Below are 17,030 nucleotides of genomic sequence, written 5' to 3' on the forward strand. Positions count from 1 at the left end.
ACGTGAAACATGTGAATGGGAAATGGCGAATCGCGAAGCGCAAGCCGGTTCGGACTCTGCGAACCGGTCCGGCTCACCGTTCACCGTTCACCGTTCACGGATTCCGATCATCGCCATGACCGCCAACAGCCTGCCGGGAGACCGGGAACGGTGCCTGGACGCAGGCATGGACGAGTACATGGCCAAACCCGTGACCCTCGACGGCCTGCGCACCCTCCTCGCGCGATGGCTCCCGCCGGAAGCCCCGGCGCACGACGCATCCGATGCGCACCTCGTCTCTCGTGACGCGCAGAACACTGGGCCTGCATCTTCGGACGTTTCACACAATACGCGTCACGAAAGCCGCGCGCCTGAGGGGCCGGTCTTCGATCGGGACGAAGCGCTGGCACGACTGGGCAATGACGCCGTGTTGCTCCAGGAAATGGCCCGCTTGTTCTTGCGACATTATCCCCGGACGATCACCGATCTCCAAGCCGCGCTGGCCAAGCCGGATTACGAGCAGGTGGCCAGGATCGCGCACCGGGTAAAAGGCATGGTCGGCAACTTTTGCGCCTGGCGCGCGTCCGGCCAGGCGGCGCAGGTCGAGGACCGGGGACGACAACAGGACCAAGAGGCGGCCGTACTGGCCTGCCGGGAGCTGGCCGATGAACTGATCGCGCTTGCCCGAGCCCTCACCGCGTTTCTTCAGGAGGCCGTCCCCTGCAAGTCCTGATCGCCGAAGACGATCCGATCTCGCGCCTGGCGCTCGACACCAAGCTCACGCAGTGGGGCTATCAGGTGGTCGGCTGCGCCGACGGCGAGGAGGCCGTCCGCGCCCTCCAGGGACCGTCTGCCCCGGAACTGGCGATCCTGGACTGGGACATGCCCGGCTTGAGCGGGCCGGATGTCTGCCGGGAAGTTCGGAAGCGACAACAGGAACCCTATCTTTATCTCATTATACTGACGGCGAAGGACGAGAAAGAAGATCTGATCGCCGCCCTGGAAGCCGGCGCGGACGAATACCTGCGCAAACCATTCGACCCGCAGGAACTGAAGGCGCGTCTTCGGACCGGCCAACGGATTCTGAATTTGCAACGGGAACTAATCGCCTCGCGGGAGACCCTCCGCGTCCAAGCCTCTCATGATGCCCTCACGGGCCTCTGGAACCGAGGCGCCATCCAGCGCATCCTGGAGCAGGAGTTCGACCGCGCGCAACGCACGGAGGCGCCGCTGGGGCTCGTACTGGGCGACCTGGATCTGTTCAAGCAAGTCAACGATACCTACGGGCACCTGGCCGGAGACACCGTGTTGCGGCAGGTGGCCGCCGCGTTGCAACAGTCCATGCGCGGGTACGACGCGGTGGGACGTTACGGGGGGGAGGAGTTCCTCGTCCTGCTGCCCGGCTGCGATCTTTCAAATGCCCGCCTGGCCGCGGAGCGGCTCAGAGCCTGCATCGAAGACCTGCCGATCGTGATCGAAGCGAGACCCGGCCGAAGTCAAACGATCCGCGTCACCATGAGTCTCGGCCTGGCAGTCTCGGCCCCGTCGCACCGGCCTGCCGATTCGGACGCCTTGATCTACGAAGCCGATTCCGCCCTCTACCGGCTGAAGGGGACCGACAGACGCAACCGAGTCGAGCTGTTTCTGCCGGAACTCACCGACAGTCCCTTGGCGAATCAATAAGCTGACACGTTGTCGCGAGTTAAAAAGTCTATAAAGTCGGAAAGTCTATCAAGTCTTGGGTCAAAGAACTTTTGGACTTTCAGACTTTCCAACTTTGCGACTCTTACGCTTAGGGGCAGGCCACCGGTTGGGCAAAGAGCGGGTAACGGGTTGGCAGTTCGTCGTGCAGGATGACTTGTTTGGCCTTCCGCGTCGGCTCATGAACGACGACCGGCGCCCTCAGGTTGGCCGTAATGTGGTCCGGATCGCCCGGCGGGACCGTCAACAACACGAACAAGATCAAGTCCTCGTCGGCCGGCGTCCCCAGGTCGGCCAGAGCGGCCGGTTCCATCGTCGCCTGGTAGTCCGGCTTGAACAAGCGCGGATCCATAATCACGAAGGCCAGGTCGCCTTCGTCCACCGACTGCAGCCACTTGAACGGCGCCTCCCGGTCGTGGTCCAGAATGATGTAGCGGGTGGACCGGGGAAATCCGATGATGCCGGACGGGAACCGAATGAGCACGTCCTCCCGGCATTCAAGCTCGCCGAACCGACTGGTCGTGATCTTCATGCGATGTCCAGTTGAGGCGGTGTGGACCTCAGGGGCCGGCACAAGGGTTCACACATGGTTTGTCTCCGCTCGGGCGGGAACGTTGAGCCGCTTCAAGGCCTCGGTCAAGACCGGCTGCGCCCGGGCGGCCTGTTTGTTCTCTTCGAGAATCTTCGCGTAGATTTCGTCGCGATGGACTTGGACGGCGCTGGGCGCCTCGATCCCCAGCCGAACCTGGCCGGCCTTCACTTCCAGCACCACCACCCGGATATCGGACCCGATGGTGATGCCTTCCCCTAACTTCCGTGTCAGGACCAGCATGGTCGCCCTCCTTGGCTCCCCGGTCTACGGTACACCAGCGTTATCGGTCGATCGGCGCCAAACTTGACCCCCTTGTCGCCTCGCTATTGAAGAAATTTGAGCAGTGAATTCTGGAAAATCAGACTGGCGATTTGCGACGTCGCCTGCAGCGACAGTTGCTGCTGCTGCAACTCGGAGAGCGCTTGCACCAAGTCGGTGTCCTGCTTGTCGGACAGAGACTTGGTGAGCAAATCTTTGAACTGCCCCAGGCTCGCGTTGGTCGCGTCCAGCCGATTCGTCAGCGCACCGATCTCCCCTTGCGCCTTCACCACTTGGGATGTCGCGGTCTCCGCGTCGGCATTACCCTGCTCGATGCCGCCCCTATAGCTCCCGTTCAACGCCGAGACCAGATTCTTGATGGAGGCAAACAGATCGATCGAGGCTCCCGTAAAGACCTGATTCCCCGGCAGGTTGGTCTTGACCGTCTGGTTGTCCCCGACCTCGATCGCCTGCAGCCCGGATGTCCCCTGGTACTGGACCCCGGTCTGGATGCGGAAGAGGTCGCCGGCGGCCGGCGCCGCCGAACCGTCCGTGATTTTAAGCTGCAATCCGTCGAACGTGATGGCACTGCCCGAGGTATAGGTCTGGCTCGCCAAGACGGTCTCGAAATTCGGCGCAACGGTGAACTTGTCGCCGCTCTTGGGGACCCCGCCGGACCCGTCCTTCAGCACCACGCGCAGTCCTTTGAAGTCGATATTGGCCCCGCTCGTGTAGGTGTTGCCGGCGGACAGGACGACACTCGTCGTCGTGTCCGTGATCTTATACTGGGTGTCGGAGGTGAACTCGATCTCGAAGGAGTCCGGGGTGACGGCCGAGGAATCCACGACACCGGCATCGGCCTTGACCGCGCCGCCGGTGTTCGCGCTGTTGGCCGACACGGCGATCGGCGCGGACACATTGTAGACATCGAAGGCCGTGGCCGACGTGAACTTGATCACGTAATCGTCGAGCGTGACCGCATTGGCGTCGCGCACGACTCCTTGTCCGATCAGCGCGCCGCCCGTGTTGCCGGTCGCCGCACTCGTCAGGGCCCGCAGCGCGAAGGGGGCCGCGCCGGTCGTCGTACTCCCCCCGTTGAACCCGAGCGCGCGCTGCCCCAACCCGCCGGTTACCAGGGCCGTGGATGCCGAGCCGGCGCTGTTGGACGTAATGACCAGATGATCCGTATCGAAAGTGACCGTCACGCTCTTGCCCGCCGCCGTCAACGTGGCGTCGGCGTTGATCTTGGTCTGCACCTGCGTGGCCAGGGCCGCGCCGGTGGCGTACGCCCCCGCCGTCAAGGTGATCGTCCCCGAGGCGGTTCCGTCCACCGAGACCGTCAGCGTATCGTTGCTTCCTCCCGTCACGGTCAACGGCACCGTGATCGCCACCCCGGTCGCCCGTCCGTGGGAGCCCGTCCCCGCGAAGAGCGCCTGGCCCCCGACTTCGGTGTTGGCCGTCTGCCGGAGCTGCTCGAAGATTTGCCGCGCCTCCTGCGCCCCGGTGGCCCGGTCGGAGGCAGAATTGGTGTCATCGCTGAGCTGGATGGCCAATTCTTTGATCCGAGCAAGCGATGACGTGACGCTGCCGAGCGTCGTATCCGCAGCGCCCAGACGTGAAGTCCCGTACTGGACATTGCGAATCCGCTGGTCGGCCGCTGCCAGGCCGGCCTTGTCCGCGATAATCTGTCCGAAGGGAGCGGGATCATCGGAGGGCTGCGTGACCTTCTTTTGTGAAGACACCTGGTCCTGCACCGCCAACGTTTTGGCTCGAATCCGTTGGAGATTGCTCATGACCACATCGAAGACTTGCAGCTCAGAGACACGCATAGTCGCTCACTGTTTGATGGTGACCAGGGTTTGCAGCAGTTCGTCGGTCATCTTGATCATGCGGGATGCCATCTCGAACATGCGTTGATACTTGAGCATATTGATCAGCTCTTCATCCATCGACACGCCGGACACTTCGCCGCGGAACACTTGCAGCTGATCCTGCAGGCCTTGTTGCGCGTTCAAGTCCCGATCCGCTCCTTGGGCGGACGTGCCGATGGAGGTGGCCGCCGCCTGGTACGCGCCGCTGAATGTGACGTTCCCCAAGCCCGCCATGGATTTGCTTTGCAAGGCGCTCAGGGCCAGCGCGTTGGTATTGTCGCCCGGGATGCCGCCCAGACTCGAGGCGGCCGCCACCTTATCCGCGCTCGTCAGCGAAACGGAGGCGTCCTCGGCGGCCCCCGTGTAGGCGTTGATCTTCAGCTTGTCGCCTGCGGTCGGCGTGCCGGCCACCGTCACCTGGATCCCGTCCAGCGTAAAGGTCGAGCCGGCGACGAAGGCTCCGCTGGTGGCGGTCGCCGTGCCGGCTGACAGGCCCAGCGAGGCCCGCGCATCGCTCCCGGCCCCCGGCGCCGCAAATGTCACGGCGGAGGTACTGGCCGTCGAGTCCGAGGTGACGATCAGCCGGCTGTTCGTCGGATCGTAGGTGACGGTGACGCTCTTGCCCGCCGCCGTCAGCGTCGCGTCCGCGTTGATCCTGGTCTGGACTTCGGTGGCCAGTTGCGCGCCGGTATAGGTGCCCGGCGTCAACGTAAGATCGCCCGAGGTGGTGCCGTCCACCGTGGCCTTGAACTTGTCGGCCGTCGCGGCCACGACGGTCAGCGGGACCGTCACGGCCGTCCCCGCATAATTGCCCTTGACGTTCGTCCCGGTCGTCGCATCCACCAGCGTATAGACAGGCCCGGCGGTGAACCGGATCTCGTAGTCGTGCAAGGTCAGGAGACTCGGGGCCGAGATCGACGAGGCGGACACGGAGGTCGTCCCGCTGTTCGTGCTGGGAATGGTCGAGCTGACCGACAGGGTGGAGAAGAAATCCTGCCCCGTCGATCCGTCCAGCCCGTATCCCTGCCGATGCTGCTGGTTCACTTCGGTCACCAACCCGGCGGCCAGTCGGTCCAGCGCCTGCAACTGGTTCGGGATAATCGTGTCCCTCGCATCCAGCAGTCCCTTGAGCTTCCCCCCCGTAATCAGACTGGTGATATCCTGCGTGGCGCTCGTCGAGCCCACGGCATAACGAACGTCCTGCATCCCGCCGTTGTCGCTCCGAGCCAGCCCGGACAAGGTGCGGGTCGTGCCCTTCTCCACCAGAACCTGTCCCCGCCCCACGAATATCGACACCTGCCCGGAGGCATCTTCGATCGACGAGAATCCGATCCGGTCGGCCAGATCGTTCAGCAGCCGTCCGCGCTGGTCTTTCAGGTCGTTGGCGTTTTGCTCCCTGATCGTCGCGTCGTTGATCTTGGCGTTCAGGTCTGCAATCTGCGTGGCCAGTCCGTTCACTTCCGTGATGGTCTGGCTGATCTGGGTATCCAGCGACTTGCGCTGCTCGTTGAGATTCGACGCGGTCTGCGCCATCTGTCCCGTGAGCGTCGCCGCCTTGGACAACAAGACACTCCGGGCCGTGACATCCGACGGGTTGGTGGCGACATCCTGCAGTGAGGAGAAGAAACCGTTCAGCGCGGCTCCGATCCCCTGGTCGTTGGAATCGCCGTACAGGCTTTGGACGCGGAACAACGCGCTCCGGTACGCCTGGTACCGGCCGAGCTTCTGATGGGAGGTATTTAACTGTCCATCCAACAGCTGGTCGACGGTGCGCCGGATCTCGGCCACGCGCACGCCGGTTCCCACCTGGCCCGGATTGCCGTCCTGGGGAACCGTTTCGGTCAACACCGCATCCTGCTTGGAATAGCCGGGCGTATTGACGTTCGCGACGTTTTGACCGATGACCGTCAAGGACTGTTGAGAAGCCTGTAAGGCGTTTCTGCCGATCTCGAAGAGCGTGCTGATCCCGGCCATCGCCTACCCTCTCCTCGCCAGCAGGGCCCCGCCGACGGGCTTGGCTTGCAGCATCCCGGCGTCGGAGTACAGCGGGGGCCCCAGCGGCGCCCCTTGTCGGATCGCCAGGGTATCTTCGACCAAGGCCAAAGAGCCGGCCACCAACAGGCGACTGATGTCGTTGGCATCGCGCGCATCCAGGATAGATCGGTTGAGCCGATCCTGCTGCCGCAGCAGCCGCCCGGCCGCTTCGGCGCCGATTCGGCCGGCAATCATGGTGAGGGTGACCGATTCGGAGGGCAGGCCCCAGTCGGCTGCGAGTTGCGCCACCAGGGTGGCTCGCTGTTCTTCCAGCTGACGCAATTCCGTCAGCAAGGCCAGCTTGCGCTGATTGGAAGCGGCCAGTTCGTCACTCGCCAACAGTCTGATGGCCTCCTGTTCCTGGCGGAACAGGGCCACAAGGCCGTCTACGCACCGTTGTTCGTGATCAAGAATCTCGCTGAGGCGTTGGATGGCGATCGAGATATCCGGCATCGTGCTCTCCCTCTCCGGGTCCGTTGAATATCCCTTGGGTGCGGATCGGCTCTCGCCGACGCGCGTGCCGACCGCACCCCCAAGGATCAGCCCGGATAAGGGAGAAAACGGTTACAGCACCGCGTCGGTCAAGACCTGTCGGATCAACGCGTCCCCGACCTTTCGGCCGCTGACATCGTACGTTCCGGCGTCCAGCGCCTGCCTGATCCCGGCGATCTGCTCAGCCTTGGTGTCTTCCGAGACGTTGACCAGCGAGGTGATCCGCTGGAGTTCCTTGGCATACTCGGAGATTTGCACCTGATCCTGCCGAGGTGCCGGTCCCGCCGACGGCTTGGTGGCCGATCGGTCGACATCCTGCGTTCCCAGCAAGAGAGCCGCCAGATCCTGCGCGCGCCCATGTCCTGAAATTTCCATCACTTAACCCCTCTCCACCGGTGAGGCCTTCCTTAGATCGTGACAGACCATCGCCTCCATGCCTCTTCACCGGCTCATTCCTGATATCGGCCGGGCCGATCCAAGACTTGAGAGGTTTTTTTGATTATCCACAGGTTGCTGCCCGGCTGCGTCCTCGAGGACCATAGCGCCGAAGCCTAGCCCTCCCCGCTCAGCCGCTAACCGCCCGATTTCCATGTCGTAAAAGTAATAAAAGTTCTCTCCCGCCTTATTCGGCAGGAATCCCTTCGGCACGGTGTCCCGCATCGTCTTCATTAAATAAGAAATGAAATAGGCGTCCAGCTCCTTGGCGGCCTGCTTGATTTCAGCCCCATTACGCTTGGATTTGTTCAGGGCCTTTTGGAGTCCCGAGGGCAGCCCGCCCGCCTCCTGGGCAAGCCCGGCATCCATCAGATTCTTGTCGAATGCGATCGGCAGGGGGGCGATTTGCATGGTCAATATCCTGATATTTATAGATGAACTATTGCGTTTAACTCTATATTATTTCTAAGTTTGCCTGGAGCGCACCAGCCGCCTTCAAGGCCGCCAAAATGGCGACCAGGTCCCTCGGGGTCACCCCTACGGCGTTGAGAGCCCGGACCACTTCGCCCAGCGTGACCGTCTCATCCACTTGCATCAGCCGAGCCGGGTCTTCCTGAACCTGGGTCTCCTGGTTCTTGATGACCTCCGTCTGCCCCGTGCTGTTCCCCAAGATGGACCCGTTCGGCTGCGATACGGAGACCGTATCCTTGACCGAGATGGTCAGGTTGCCGTGCGCGATCGCGCAGGTGGAGAGCCGGACATATTCGCCCAGCACGACCGTCCCGGTGCGCTCGTTCACCACCACCTTGGCCGGAACATCCACGGTCACGTCCAGCGCTTCCAGCATGGCGATGTACTGCACGACCCGCCCCTGAAAACTGGCGGGCACGGCGGCACGCACCTGGGTGGAGTTGATTGGCAGGGCCGTCCCCGGTCCCAGCATGCTGTCGATCGCATCCGCCAGCCGGATCGAGGTCGTAAAGTCCGCCTGTCGCAGCATGATCGCAACCGAGTCCCAGCTGTCGATGTTGAGCGCCAACTCCCTCTCCACGATGGCCCCGCTGGGCACCACCCCGGCCGCCTGGTGGTTCTTGGTCACCGTCGAACTTCCGCTGTTGGACCCGCCGCCCCCGCCCCCTCCGCCCAGAAACCCGCCGATGGAAATCGGCCCCTGCGCCACCGCGAAGACTTCCTGGTTCGGCGCCTTGAGCGGCGTCAGCAACAAGGTGCCCCCTTGCAAGCTCTTGGCATTGGCCATGGAGGACACGACGGCATCCAAGGTCATGCCCGGTTTGGCAAACGGCGGAAGCTTGGCCGTGACCATCACGGAGGCAATGTTCCTGGTCAGCAACTGGATGGGGTCGATGATTAGGTTGATCCCCATCTTGTTCAACATGGACATCATGGCCTGGATCGTGAACTGGCCGCCGATCACCTGATCGCCGGTCTGGCCCAAGCCGACCACGAGGCCATACCCCAACAGCTGGTTCTCCCGCACCCCGTCGATCGTCGCGATGTCCTTGACCCGCGCCGCCTCCGCGGAACCGGCGGTCAGGGCCGCGACGATCATCATGATGCTGACGATGACACGCATGTTCATGTTGTCTCCCGCGTCTCCCTGCCGGCTGCGTTCTGCTTTCCGCCTTCTGCCTTCCGCGCTCCGCCTTCAAAACGGATAGATATAATCAAGGACGCGCGTGAACCAGCCGGGCCGCTGCACTTCGTCCACGACGCCGAGCCCCGTATATTCGATCCTGGCGTCTGCGATCGACGACGAAAGCACCGTATTTCTCGTGTCCACGTCCACGCGACGGACCACGCCGCTGATCTTAAGCGTCTGCTTCTCGCTGTTCACCGTCACTTCCCGACGGCCTTCGATCCGCAAGTCCCCGTTCGGCATGAGTTCGGTGACGTGGGCGGACATGGTGCCGGTCAAGGTGTCGGCTCGATTGGTCGCGCCCTTCCCCGAGAACTTGTGCTTCGAACTGGCATCGATGCCCAACGAGTTGGCCTGAAATTTGTTCAAGACCATGGAGGGGAGCCCGATCGTATTGCCCGTCAAAGAGTTTTCCACCGCCGAGTCCCGTTCGGCGTTGGTGTCGGCGCTCTTGGACCCCTTGTGGCTTTCCTGAATCTTGATCGTCAGGATGTCTCCCACCCGCATCGCCCGCAAGTCTTCATATAAGTACGCCCGTCCGTTCTCCTCCTGCCACAGAGACCCGAGCGTCTTCGGCGGCGGCAACGGCGGGATCATAATCTGCGAGCTGATCGGCGGCGGACTGAAGCAGCCGGCCAATAAGCCCATTGCCACGCACACCGTGCCCACCCCACCCCAACGTCTTAACCGTGAGTCTTGGCCCATACCATCCCGCTTCATAAGGCGTACGGCGTGAGACGTACGGGGACGCACCGTTCGCCTGGTCATGCCCCTATCCCTCACGCCTCACCTTTCACGTTGCACGCCTTCTAAAATTCGACCCGGACCACGCCCGGCCCCACCACAATCCCGCGCACTTCCCGCTTGCTGTCCTGATTCAAGACCGTGACGGGCTGGCCCACATGACCGCTCATCTTGCTGGTCCCGCTGGCCTGGATCAGCAAGCCACCGTGCTTGAACTCAATCGTCACGTCTTCGCCTTTGTGGACGACTTCCGGAATGGCCAGCGAAGACATCCGCACGGGGGTTTCGGCCCGTATCGGCCGCGTCACGCGCTTGCCGACCGCCTGTTCCGCCTCGGTCAGAAAATCATGGCTCTCTCCCGGAAGCGGGAGCCTGGCGATGGTCAGATCCTCCGCCTCCAGGGTTTCCTGCGGCTGAACCGTCCGGGTCACGGTCACGACGTCGGCCAACACGGTGATCTCCGCCAACACGCGGAGCGCCCGCACTTCCCTGCCGTCCACGAGCAACGCCACGTCGAACAGGCGCCGCCCGAAATTTTCCAGCAGGCCCCGCCCCTTCACCCGGACTTCGAGGATACCCGGCGCCACCGTCACCGGCTCATCCACATTGAGGATCTGGACTTCCACTTCTTCGGCCTTGCCCTTCAAACGCCGTTCGAGGTAAGTCCGCACGGCCTGCCGGAGTTGCTCCGACGTCACCTCCTGTACCACCACCTTAGACGTGACTGCGGGCTTCGCGGGGGTCACGGATGCGGCCTTGGGCTTTCCCTCCGGCAGCGGCTTTTTGCCCTCCGCGCCCTCCGCCGGCCCTCCTGCGAACAGCACCGCCGCCGCGAGCAGAACGAGCCGGCGAACCGCCACGGGCTTGAGCGATGCGGGCTGCATACATGAGGTCATGGGCGTCTCTCCTTACCGCCGCACGTTATTGGCCATGGACATCATCTCATCGGCGGCCTGAATCGCTTTGGCGTTCACTTCATAGCTCCGCTGCGCGATGATCATCGACACCATTTCCTCCGCCAGGTTGACGTTGGAGCTCTCCAGATACCCCTGCTGGATCAAGCCGAAGCCGGTGGCGAATCCGCCCGTGCCTTGAATGGGAGGGCCGGAGGAGAAGCTGTTCAAGAACAAGTTGTTGCCCTGGGCGATCAACCCGGAGGGATTGTCGAAGCGGACGAGCTGGATCTGCCCGATCTGCGTGGCCTGCGTGACGCCCGGCAGCAGCACGGACACGGTGCCGTCCTGGGCAATGTCCACCTTGAGGGCCCCGGACGGGATCGTAATGACCGGGCTCAACTGATCGCCGTCCCCGCTGACCAAATTGCCGACATTGTCGCGCTTGAACGCCCCGTTGCGCGAATACATGATCGTCCCGTCCGGTCGCGTCACCTGGAAAAATCCGACGCCGTCGATCGCCAGGTCAAACTCGTTGTTGGTCTGCCGCATGTTGCCCTGGGCCCATTCTTTCGCCACCGTCGTCGTCCGCACTCCGCCGCCCACCTGGATGCCCACGGGATAAATGGAGACGTTGGACGAGTTGGTGCCGGGCATCCGCTGGATCTGGTAGAGGAGGTCGGCGAACTCCGCCCGGCTGCGCTTGAAGGCATTGGTGTTGACGTTGGCCAGATTGTTCGCGATCACGTCGATGTTGACTTGCTGCGCGGTCATTCCGGTGGCCGCCGTCCACATGGCACGAATCATCTTTTCCTCCCTGAGCGTATGGCGAATGGCTTATGGCTGATGGCTCGGAATCGGTCTCTTGCTGTCAGCCATTGGCTATCAGCTCTTTTCCGTTAGGTCGCCCGCCCCAGTTCCTGGATGGACGTCTCCGTCGTCTTGTCGAAGGTCATGAGCAGCTTTTGCGCTGATTCATAGCTGCGCATCACTTCGATGAGGCGGGCCATTTCCGCAAAGCTGTTGACGTTCGATTCCTCGATATGTCCGGACAGCAACGCGACGTCCTTCACCGGCTTGGGATTCTGTCCCGAAAAGAAGCCTCCGCCGACCTGCAGCGGCGGCTGGTTCTCGGGAAACTCCACCAGCTTGATCCGGGCCACCGTCGCATCGTCCACCTGGATGCGCCCGTCCGGCGCGACCTTGGCGTCGCCGGGCTTCAACACGATCGGCCCCTTGTCCCCCATGACCGCCGATCCGGCTTCCGTTACCAAGTGGCGCTTGTTATCGAGGTGAAAGGAGCCGTTCCGGGTATAGAGCACCCCGTGCGGGGTTTGCACTTCGAAAAATCCCTTGCCCTGGACGGCTAGGTCGAAGGGGTTGTCGGTTTTTTTCAGTTGCCCGCCGCCGAAGTTCGTCGCCAGATTGATCGACTGGACGAAGACCCGTTCGTTGGCTCCTTGCGGCAGCCCGCCCATCACCGGCTGCTGATCCGCGCCTGGGCCGAACGAGCCGGCCAGCCGACCCGCGGTCCCCAAGATGGACTGAAACACCGGCTCAACCCGTTTGAACCCGCCGGTTTTCAGGTTCGCGATGTTGTTCGACAGCACCTGAATCCGCTCTTCTTGAGCCAACGCGCCGGACAGGATGGGGTAAATGCCTCGGTTCATCTCATGGCCCTTGATGGATGGTGTCTGCGATGATCTCGCCTGAACAAAAGCAATAGCCATGCCATGCACAGGAGTTGAGGGAGAGGAGGCAAGATGCAATGGGGACGGCCCTTGGCAGAAAGCCGACGGCCCCCCGCCCCCGGTCTGCTCCGCATCGATAGGCAGAACTTGCCCGGACAGGCACTTCTGTCCCGTCAGGAAACTGGCGGAGGCTCCGACAATGACAGGAAAAAGACAAGGGAGGAAGGAGACGGGACGGTCGGTTCGGTCAGGCCGATGTCAGCGCATTGCCCTTGGAGGAATCCGGCGCGCGGCCGACGAGGCCCGGCTTCCAGGATTCCAGCAGCTGACCCAACGAGGCCGGCGCCAGCGCATGACTGAAATAATACCCCTGCATCTCGTTGCACCGTTGGGCCCTCAGAAAGGCCGCCTGGCCCTCGGTTTCCACGCCCTCCGCGACCACGTTGAGGTTCAGGCAATGGCCCAACGTAATGATCGCCTTGGTGATCGACGCATCGTTGGCATTGGTGGCGATGTCGCGCACGAAGGACTGGTCGATTTTCAACGTATTGATCGGGAGCCGCTTCAGATACCCCAACGACGAGTACTCCGCGCCGAAATCGTCGATCGAGAGCCGGATCCCCATTGCGTGCAAGGCCTTCAGCATGGCGATGGTGCCTTCCGCATCTTGGATCAACAGGCTCTCGGTCAGCTCCAATTCGAGACTGCGGGGATCCAGCCCGGTTTCCCACAGGACCCGGGCGACCGTTTCCACGAGATTCTTCTGCTGGAACTGACGCCGCGACAGATTCACGGCCACCCGAAGATGCGGGAACCCGCCATCCTGCCAGGCCTTGATTTGCGCGCAGGCGGTCCGCAGCACCCACTCGCCCAGCGGCACGATCAAGCCCGTTTCTTCCGCCAGTGGAATGAACTTGTCCGGCGACAGCATGCCTCGCTCCGGGTGCTGCCAGCGGACCAACGCCTCCACCCCCACCATGGTCCCGACCCGGAAATCCACCAGGGGCTGGTAATGCAGCACGAACTCCTGCCGCTGGAGCGCATGGCGCAAACCCGTTTCCAGCGTCAACCGTTCGAACGACCGGGTATTCATTTCGGCCGCATAAAACCGGAAGACTCCGCCCTCCTCCTTGGCCGAGTACATGGCGGTATCGGCGCTCTTGATCAGCGCATCCCGGTCTTCGTGGTCGGTCGGATAGAGGGCGATCCCGACGCTCCCGGCCACAAAGACCTCGTGCCCGTCCAGCATCACCGGGACCGCCACGACGTCCAGGACCTTCTGCGCGATGCGGGCCGCATCCTCGGCGCCGGTAAGATCTTCGAGGATCACGGTAAACTCGTCCCCGCCCAGTCGGGACACCGTGTCCGTCGCGCGGACGCAGCCGCTCAGACGGATGGCAATGGTTTTCAAGAGAATGTCCCCGACCCCGTGGCCCAACGAATCGTTGACCAGCTTGAACCGATCCAGGTCCAGGAACAAGACCGCCACGAGACGGTCCGTGCGGCGGGCCCTGGCCAAGGCTTGCATGAGCAAATCCATAAACAGGCGGCGATTGGGCAGTCCGGTCAAGGGATCGTAGTAGGCCAGATCGTCCAACCGCTGTTCGGCCAGCTTCCGTTGCGCGATGTCCCGCAGCAACCGACGGGATGCCCATAATCCGAATCCGGTCAGCGGTACGATGAGCAGGAGCCCCATGCCGCCCACCGCCCAGACCAACCGGTTGATCGGCGCGTAGACTTGGTCGCGATCCCGCGGCACCAGGACCGTCCAGTCGAATCCGAGAAAGCTCCGGTAACTGGGGGTCCGCGCATAGCCGGTCACCACGGGACTCAACCGGCGGTAATGAGATTCCTCGACAAACCCCTGTGCGCCTGGCTCGCCCATCGCGGCCCGGACGACGGACGGGACCTTCAAGTCGAGCAGATTGCCGGCCGGCTGATCGTGCCGTGCCTGGTCTCCGGACTCGCTTAAAATCACACCGTTCTGATCCACGAGCAGCCAGTGCAACGCTTCGCCGTCCCGGCTCCCGTATCGAACGTTGCCCCCTTCGTCGATGATTGCGCGCAAACGGTCCAGGGCCACCAAGCCGGCCACCACCCCCAGGAACTCGCCGTCCTGCCCGCTCACCGGCGCGGAAAAGGTGACCCCGATGAGCCCGCCGCCCCCGGGGGCCTGTTGCGCGCGGCCCAGATGCACATGCTCCGTCTCGCTCACGGCGAGGAACCAGTCTTCCCCGCTCATGTCCCGGCCTCGTAATATCTCACGGCTGGCCGCCACCACGCGCCCCTGCGCATCGGTCAGACTCAACCAGGCGTAATTGTCGGAGACCTCCTGGTAGCGGCGCAGAACACCGGACTGCGCGTCCGGAGTTCCGTTCCTCAGCACCGCGTGGTCGGCCAGTGCGCGGATGTCCACGTAGCGCTCGAACAACAGGCTGTCGAGGCGATCCGCAACGTCTGCCGCCGTGCCGGCCAACGCCGCCCCCCGTTCCTGGGTCATCGCCTGGCGCAAGGAGAACAGGGCATAGAGGCCCACCCCCAGCCCGACGACAAAACAAAGAATCAGAGCAAGCGGCAAGGCAACGCCATACCACTCGGACGGCACCGCTGCCGGTTCACGACCTGCCTGGGGACGTTGGGGCGCTACGTCGGATGAGAACCCCTTCGATGACTCCAATCGCGCGCTCCTCTTCTTTCAGGCAACCGGCTCCTCCGCCCTCGCGCGGGCCAGACATCGCCCTCGCCCGGACAGACGGAACCCGTGGCAACGGACCCATCCCGGGCCACGCCGCCGCCCTCTCCGCAAATTCTTATTGAATGTCAGACTTCTTGTCGGTATCCGCAGGCGATTCCTAAAGAAGGGATGGGATACGGGCAGGGAACGGCCGGTAACCGGCAGGAACGAGCAGCGAGGAGAACGATGAATGCTGACGGCTGAACGGAGAGCACTGCTCCCTATTCATCGTTCATCATTCTACATTCATCATTCTGTTAGAGCACCGACTGTAGTTTGGCCTTCAGGCGGAGAATCGCCTTGGCATGAATCTGACAGACGCGGGACTCGGTCACCTTGAGCAGCCCGCCGATCTCTTTCATCGTCAGTTCCTCATAGTAATACAGGGTCAGGACCAGTCGTTCTTTTTCCGCCAACTGTTCGATCGCCTTGCCGATGATCTCGCGGATGTTGTCGTTGATCACCGTCGAGAGGGGATCCGGATGCTGCCGGTCGACCAGCATCCGCAGAATGCCGTGTCCGTCGGTTTCCTGCGAGCCCAGGTCCTGAATGCTCAGCAACACGGCGCCCTGGGATCGGGTGAGAAAATCGTCCAGTTCGGCCAGCGACAGACCCAAGGCTTTCGCGACTTCCTCGTCCGTCGGCGGGCGGCCGTGTTTTTTCTGCAGCTCCACGTGAGTCTTCTGCAAGAGTCCGATCCGTTCGTGCACGGAACGAGGCACCCAATCCATGGAGCGAATCTCATCCAGCATCGCGCCGCGAATCCGGAATTCCGCATAGGTTTTGAACTTCGCCTCGCGCGACGGGTCATACTTCTCCAGCGCGTCCATCAACCCGATCACCCCCACCGAAATCAGATCGTCGGCATCTAGGTGCGCCGGCAATCGGAACGCCAAACGATGGGCCATGGCCTTGATGATCGGGGCGAATTCGCGGATCACCCGCTCGCGCTCCGCCTCCGAAGCGACGGCTTTCGAAGCTTTGGAATCGAGGACTGGGTTCATGGCGATTCTCCTTCACTTCCCCGGAAACGTCCGGTTCATCCGTCTCAACCCTGGCTGATCAGGCTCTGCAGAAAAAACTGCACGGAGCCTTTGGGCGACTCGGCCACCCGCCACTGCGCCACCGTGCCGGCCAACCGTTGGAACTCCCGGCTGGCCGGAGCCTGGGGAAACAGGTCCAGCACGGCCCGTTGCCGGCGCACGGCCATCGGCACATAGTCGTCCGCGGGAATGGCTCCGACATAGTCGATGGAGATGTTCAGAAACCGGTCCGCGACCAAACCGATCTTCCGATACACCTCCGGTCCTTCCTCCCGGCGACGGACCATGTTCACCAACAAGCGAAAGCGTTTTTCGCTGAACCGGTTGGACAGGACTTTCATCAGGGCATAGGCATCCGTGATCGAGGTCGGCTCCGGGGACGCCACCACCATGATCTCCTGGGCCGCCACGGCGAAAAACAGGACATTGGACGAAATGCCGGCGCCCGTGTCGATCAGCAGCACATCCACGTCCTGCGCCAGCCGGTCGAATTCGTCCCGCAAGAGCTGCTGCTGGTCCGACGTCAACGCGGTCAGATCCTGGATTCCGGAGCTGGCCGGGAGAATTTGCACACCGGCCGGGCCCGTGAGGATGATCTCGTCCAAGCGCTTTTCCCCGGCCAGCACGTGCGCCAGGGTATAGGCCGGCACCAGCCCCAACAGCACGTCCAGGTTGGCCAATCCCAAATCCGCGTCCAATACCATGACCCGCTTGCCGGTCTGGGCCATAGCCAGGGCCAGATTCGCCACGACGTTCGTCTTGCCGACGCCGCCCTTCCCGCTGGTCACCGCAATGACCTGGACTCCCGAAGAACGATTCCGCCGTTCTTCGCACAACACGTCGCCCGCCAGCTCCCGCAACTTGGTCGCCTGATCCACGTGGTCCTCCGTTCTACTCGTCATTCGC

At 62.7% G+C, this 17,030-nt stretch carries 17 protein-coding genes; 2 read left to right on the forward strand and 15 right to left on the reverse strand.

Going from position 1 to position 17,030, the window contains the following annotated elements:
• The first annotated feature begins 22 nt into the window (after positions 1 to 22).
• Complete coding sequence (locus tag EPO61_07215; protein ID TAJ08695.1) at positions 23 to 712, forward strand: sensor histidine kinase; 690 nt, start codon at positions 23 to 25, stop codon at positions 710 to 712.
• Positions 700 to 1,662 carry a diguanylate cyclase gene (locus EPO61_07220; protein ID TAJ08696.1) on the forward strand — a complete coding sequence of 321 codons (963 nt, stop codon included), beginning with the start codon at positions 700 to 702 and terminating at the stop codon, positions 1,660 to 1,662. Before EPO61_07215 ends, EPO61_07220 begins: the two co-directional genes overlap by 13 nt.
• Positions 1,663 to 1,771: 109 nt before the next feature.
• On the opposite strand, the gene EPO61_07225 is transcribed toward EPO61_07220, so the two are convergent.
• The 15 genes from EPO61_07225 to EPO61_07295 form a co-directional block, all read right to left on the reverse strand.
• Positions 1,772 to 2,212 carry a flagellar assembly protein FliW gene (locus tag EPO61_07225; protein TAJ08697.1) on the reverse strand — a complete coding sequence of 147 codons (441 nt, stop codon included), beginning with the start codon at positions 2,210 to 2,212 and terminating at the stop codon, positions 1,772 to 1,774.
• Positions 2,213 to 2,260: 48 nt separating this feature from the next.
• On the reverse strand, positions 2,261 to 2,512 hold the full coding sequence (gene csrA / locus EPO61_07230; protein TAJ08698.1) for a carbon storage regulator: 252 nt from the start codon (positions 2,510 to 2,512) through the stop codon (positions 2,261 to 2,263).
• Between the two features lie 83 nt (positions 2,513 to 2,595).
• A complete protein-coding gene (locus tag EPO61_07235) occupies positions 2,596 to 4,359 on the reverse strand; it encodes a hypothetical protein (protein TAJ08699.1) in 1,764 nt (587 codons plus the stop codon).
• A gap of 6 nt (positions 4,360 to 4,365) precedes the next feature.
• A complete protein-coding gene (gene flgK, locus EPO61_07240; GenBank protein TAJ08700.1) occupies positions 4,366 to 6,375 on the reverse strand; it encodes a flagellar hook-associated protein FlgK in 2,010 nt (669 codons plus the stop codon).
• A 3-nt stretch (positions 6,376 to 6,378) separates the two neighbouring features.
• Positions 6,379 to 6,888: a flagellar protein FlgN gene (locus tag EPO61_07245; protein TAJ08701.1), complete on the reverse strand. Its 510-nt coding sequence runs from the start codon at positions 6,886 to 6,888 to the stop codon at positions 6,379 to 6,381.
• A 111-nt stretch (positions 6,889 to 6,999) separates the two neighbouring features.
• Positions 7,000 to 7,302 carry a flagellar biosynthesis anti-sigma factor FlgM gene (gene flgM / locus EPO61_07250; protein TAJ08702.1) on the reverse strand — a complete coding sequence of 101 codons (303 nt, stop codon included), beginning with the start codon at positions 7,300 to 7,302 and terminating at the stop codon, positions 7,000 to 7,002.
• A gap of 66 nt (positions 7,303 to 7,368) precedes the next feature.
• Positions 7,369 to 7,773 carry a hypothetical protein gene (locus tag EPO61_07255; GenBank protein TAJ08703.1) on the reverse strand — a complete coding sequence of 135 codons (405 nt, stop codon included), beginning with the start codon at positions 7,771 to 7,773 and terminating at the stop codon, positions 7,369 to 7,371.
• Positions 7,774 to 7,816: 43 nt separating this feature from the next.
• Entirely contained in the window at positions 7,817 to 8,956 is a 1,140-nt protein-coding gene (locus EPO61_07260; GenBank protein ID TAJ08996.1) for a flagellar basal body P-ring protein FlgI, read from the reverse strand.
• Positions 8,957 to 9,028: 72 nt separating this feature from the next.
• Positions 9,029 to 9,787 carry a flagellar basal body L-ring protein FlgH gene (locus EPO61_07265; GenBank protein TAJ08704.1) on the reverse strand — a complete coding sequence of 253 codons (759 nt, stop codon included), beginning with the start codon at positions 9,785 to 9,787 and terminating at the stop codon, positions 9,029 to 9,031.
• 41 nt (positions 9,788 to 9,828) lie between these two features.
• On the reverse strand, positions 9,829 to 10,659 hold the full coding sequence (gene flgA, locus EPO61_07270) for a flagellar basal body P-ring formation protein FlgA (protein TAJ08705.1): 831 nt from the start codon (positions 10,657 to 10,659) through the stop codon (positions 9,829 to 9,831).
• Positions 10,660 to 10,671: 12 nt separating this feature from the next.
• Entirely contained in the window at positions 10,672 to 11,463 is a 792-nt protein-coding gene (flgG, locus tag EPO61_07275; protein ID TAJ08706.1) for a flagellar basal-body rod protein FlgG, read from the reverse strand.
• Positions 11,464 to 11,555: 92 nt separating this feature from the next.
• A complete protein-coding gene (gene flgF, locus EPO61_07280) occupies positions 11,556 to 12,386 on the reverse strand; it encodes a flagellar basal-body rod protein FlgF (protein TAJ08707.1) in 831 nt (276 codons plus the stop codon).
• A gap of 208 nt (positions 12,387 to 12,594) precedes the next feature.
• Positions 12,595 to 15,024: an EAL domain-containing protein gene (locus EPO61_07285; protein TAJ08708.1), complete on the reverse strand. Its 2,430-nt coding sequence runs from the start codon at positions 15,022 to 15,024 to the stop codon at positions 12,595 to 12,597.
• A gap of 314 nt (positions 15,025 to 15,338) precedes the next feature.
• On the reverse strand, positions 15,339 to 16,085 hold the full coding sequence (locus tag EPO61_07290; GenBank protein ID TAJ08709.1) for a FliA/WhiG family RNA polymerase sigma factor: 747 nt from the start codon (positions 16,083 to 16,085) through the stop codon (positions 15,339 to 15,341).
• Positions 16,086 to 16,129: 44 nt separating this feature from the next.
• The gene (locus tag EPO61_07295; GenBank protein ID TAJ08710.1) at positions 16,130 to 17,026 is read right to left on the reverse strand and encodes a MinD/ParA family protein; all 897 of its coding nucleotides are present in this window, start codon (positions 17,024 to 17,026) and stop codon (positions 16,130 to 16,132) included.
• Between the last annotated feature and the right edge of the window lie 4 nt (positions 17,027 to 17,030).

This window comes from Nitrospirota bacterium, assembly GCA_004296885.1.
Taxonomy (GTDB): Bacteria; Nitrospirota; Nitrospiria; order Nitrospirales; family Nitrospiraceae; genus SYGV01.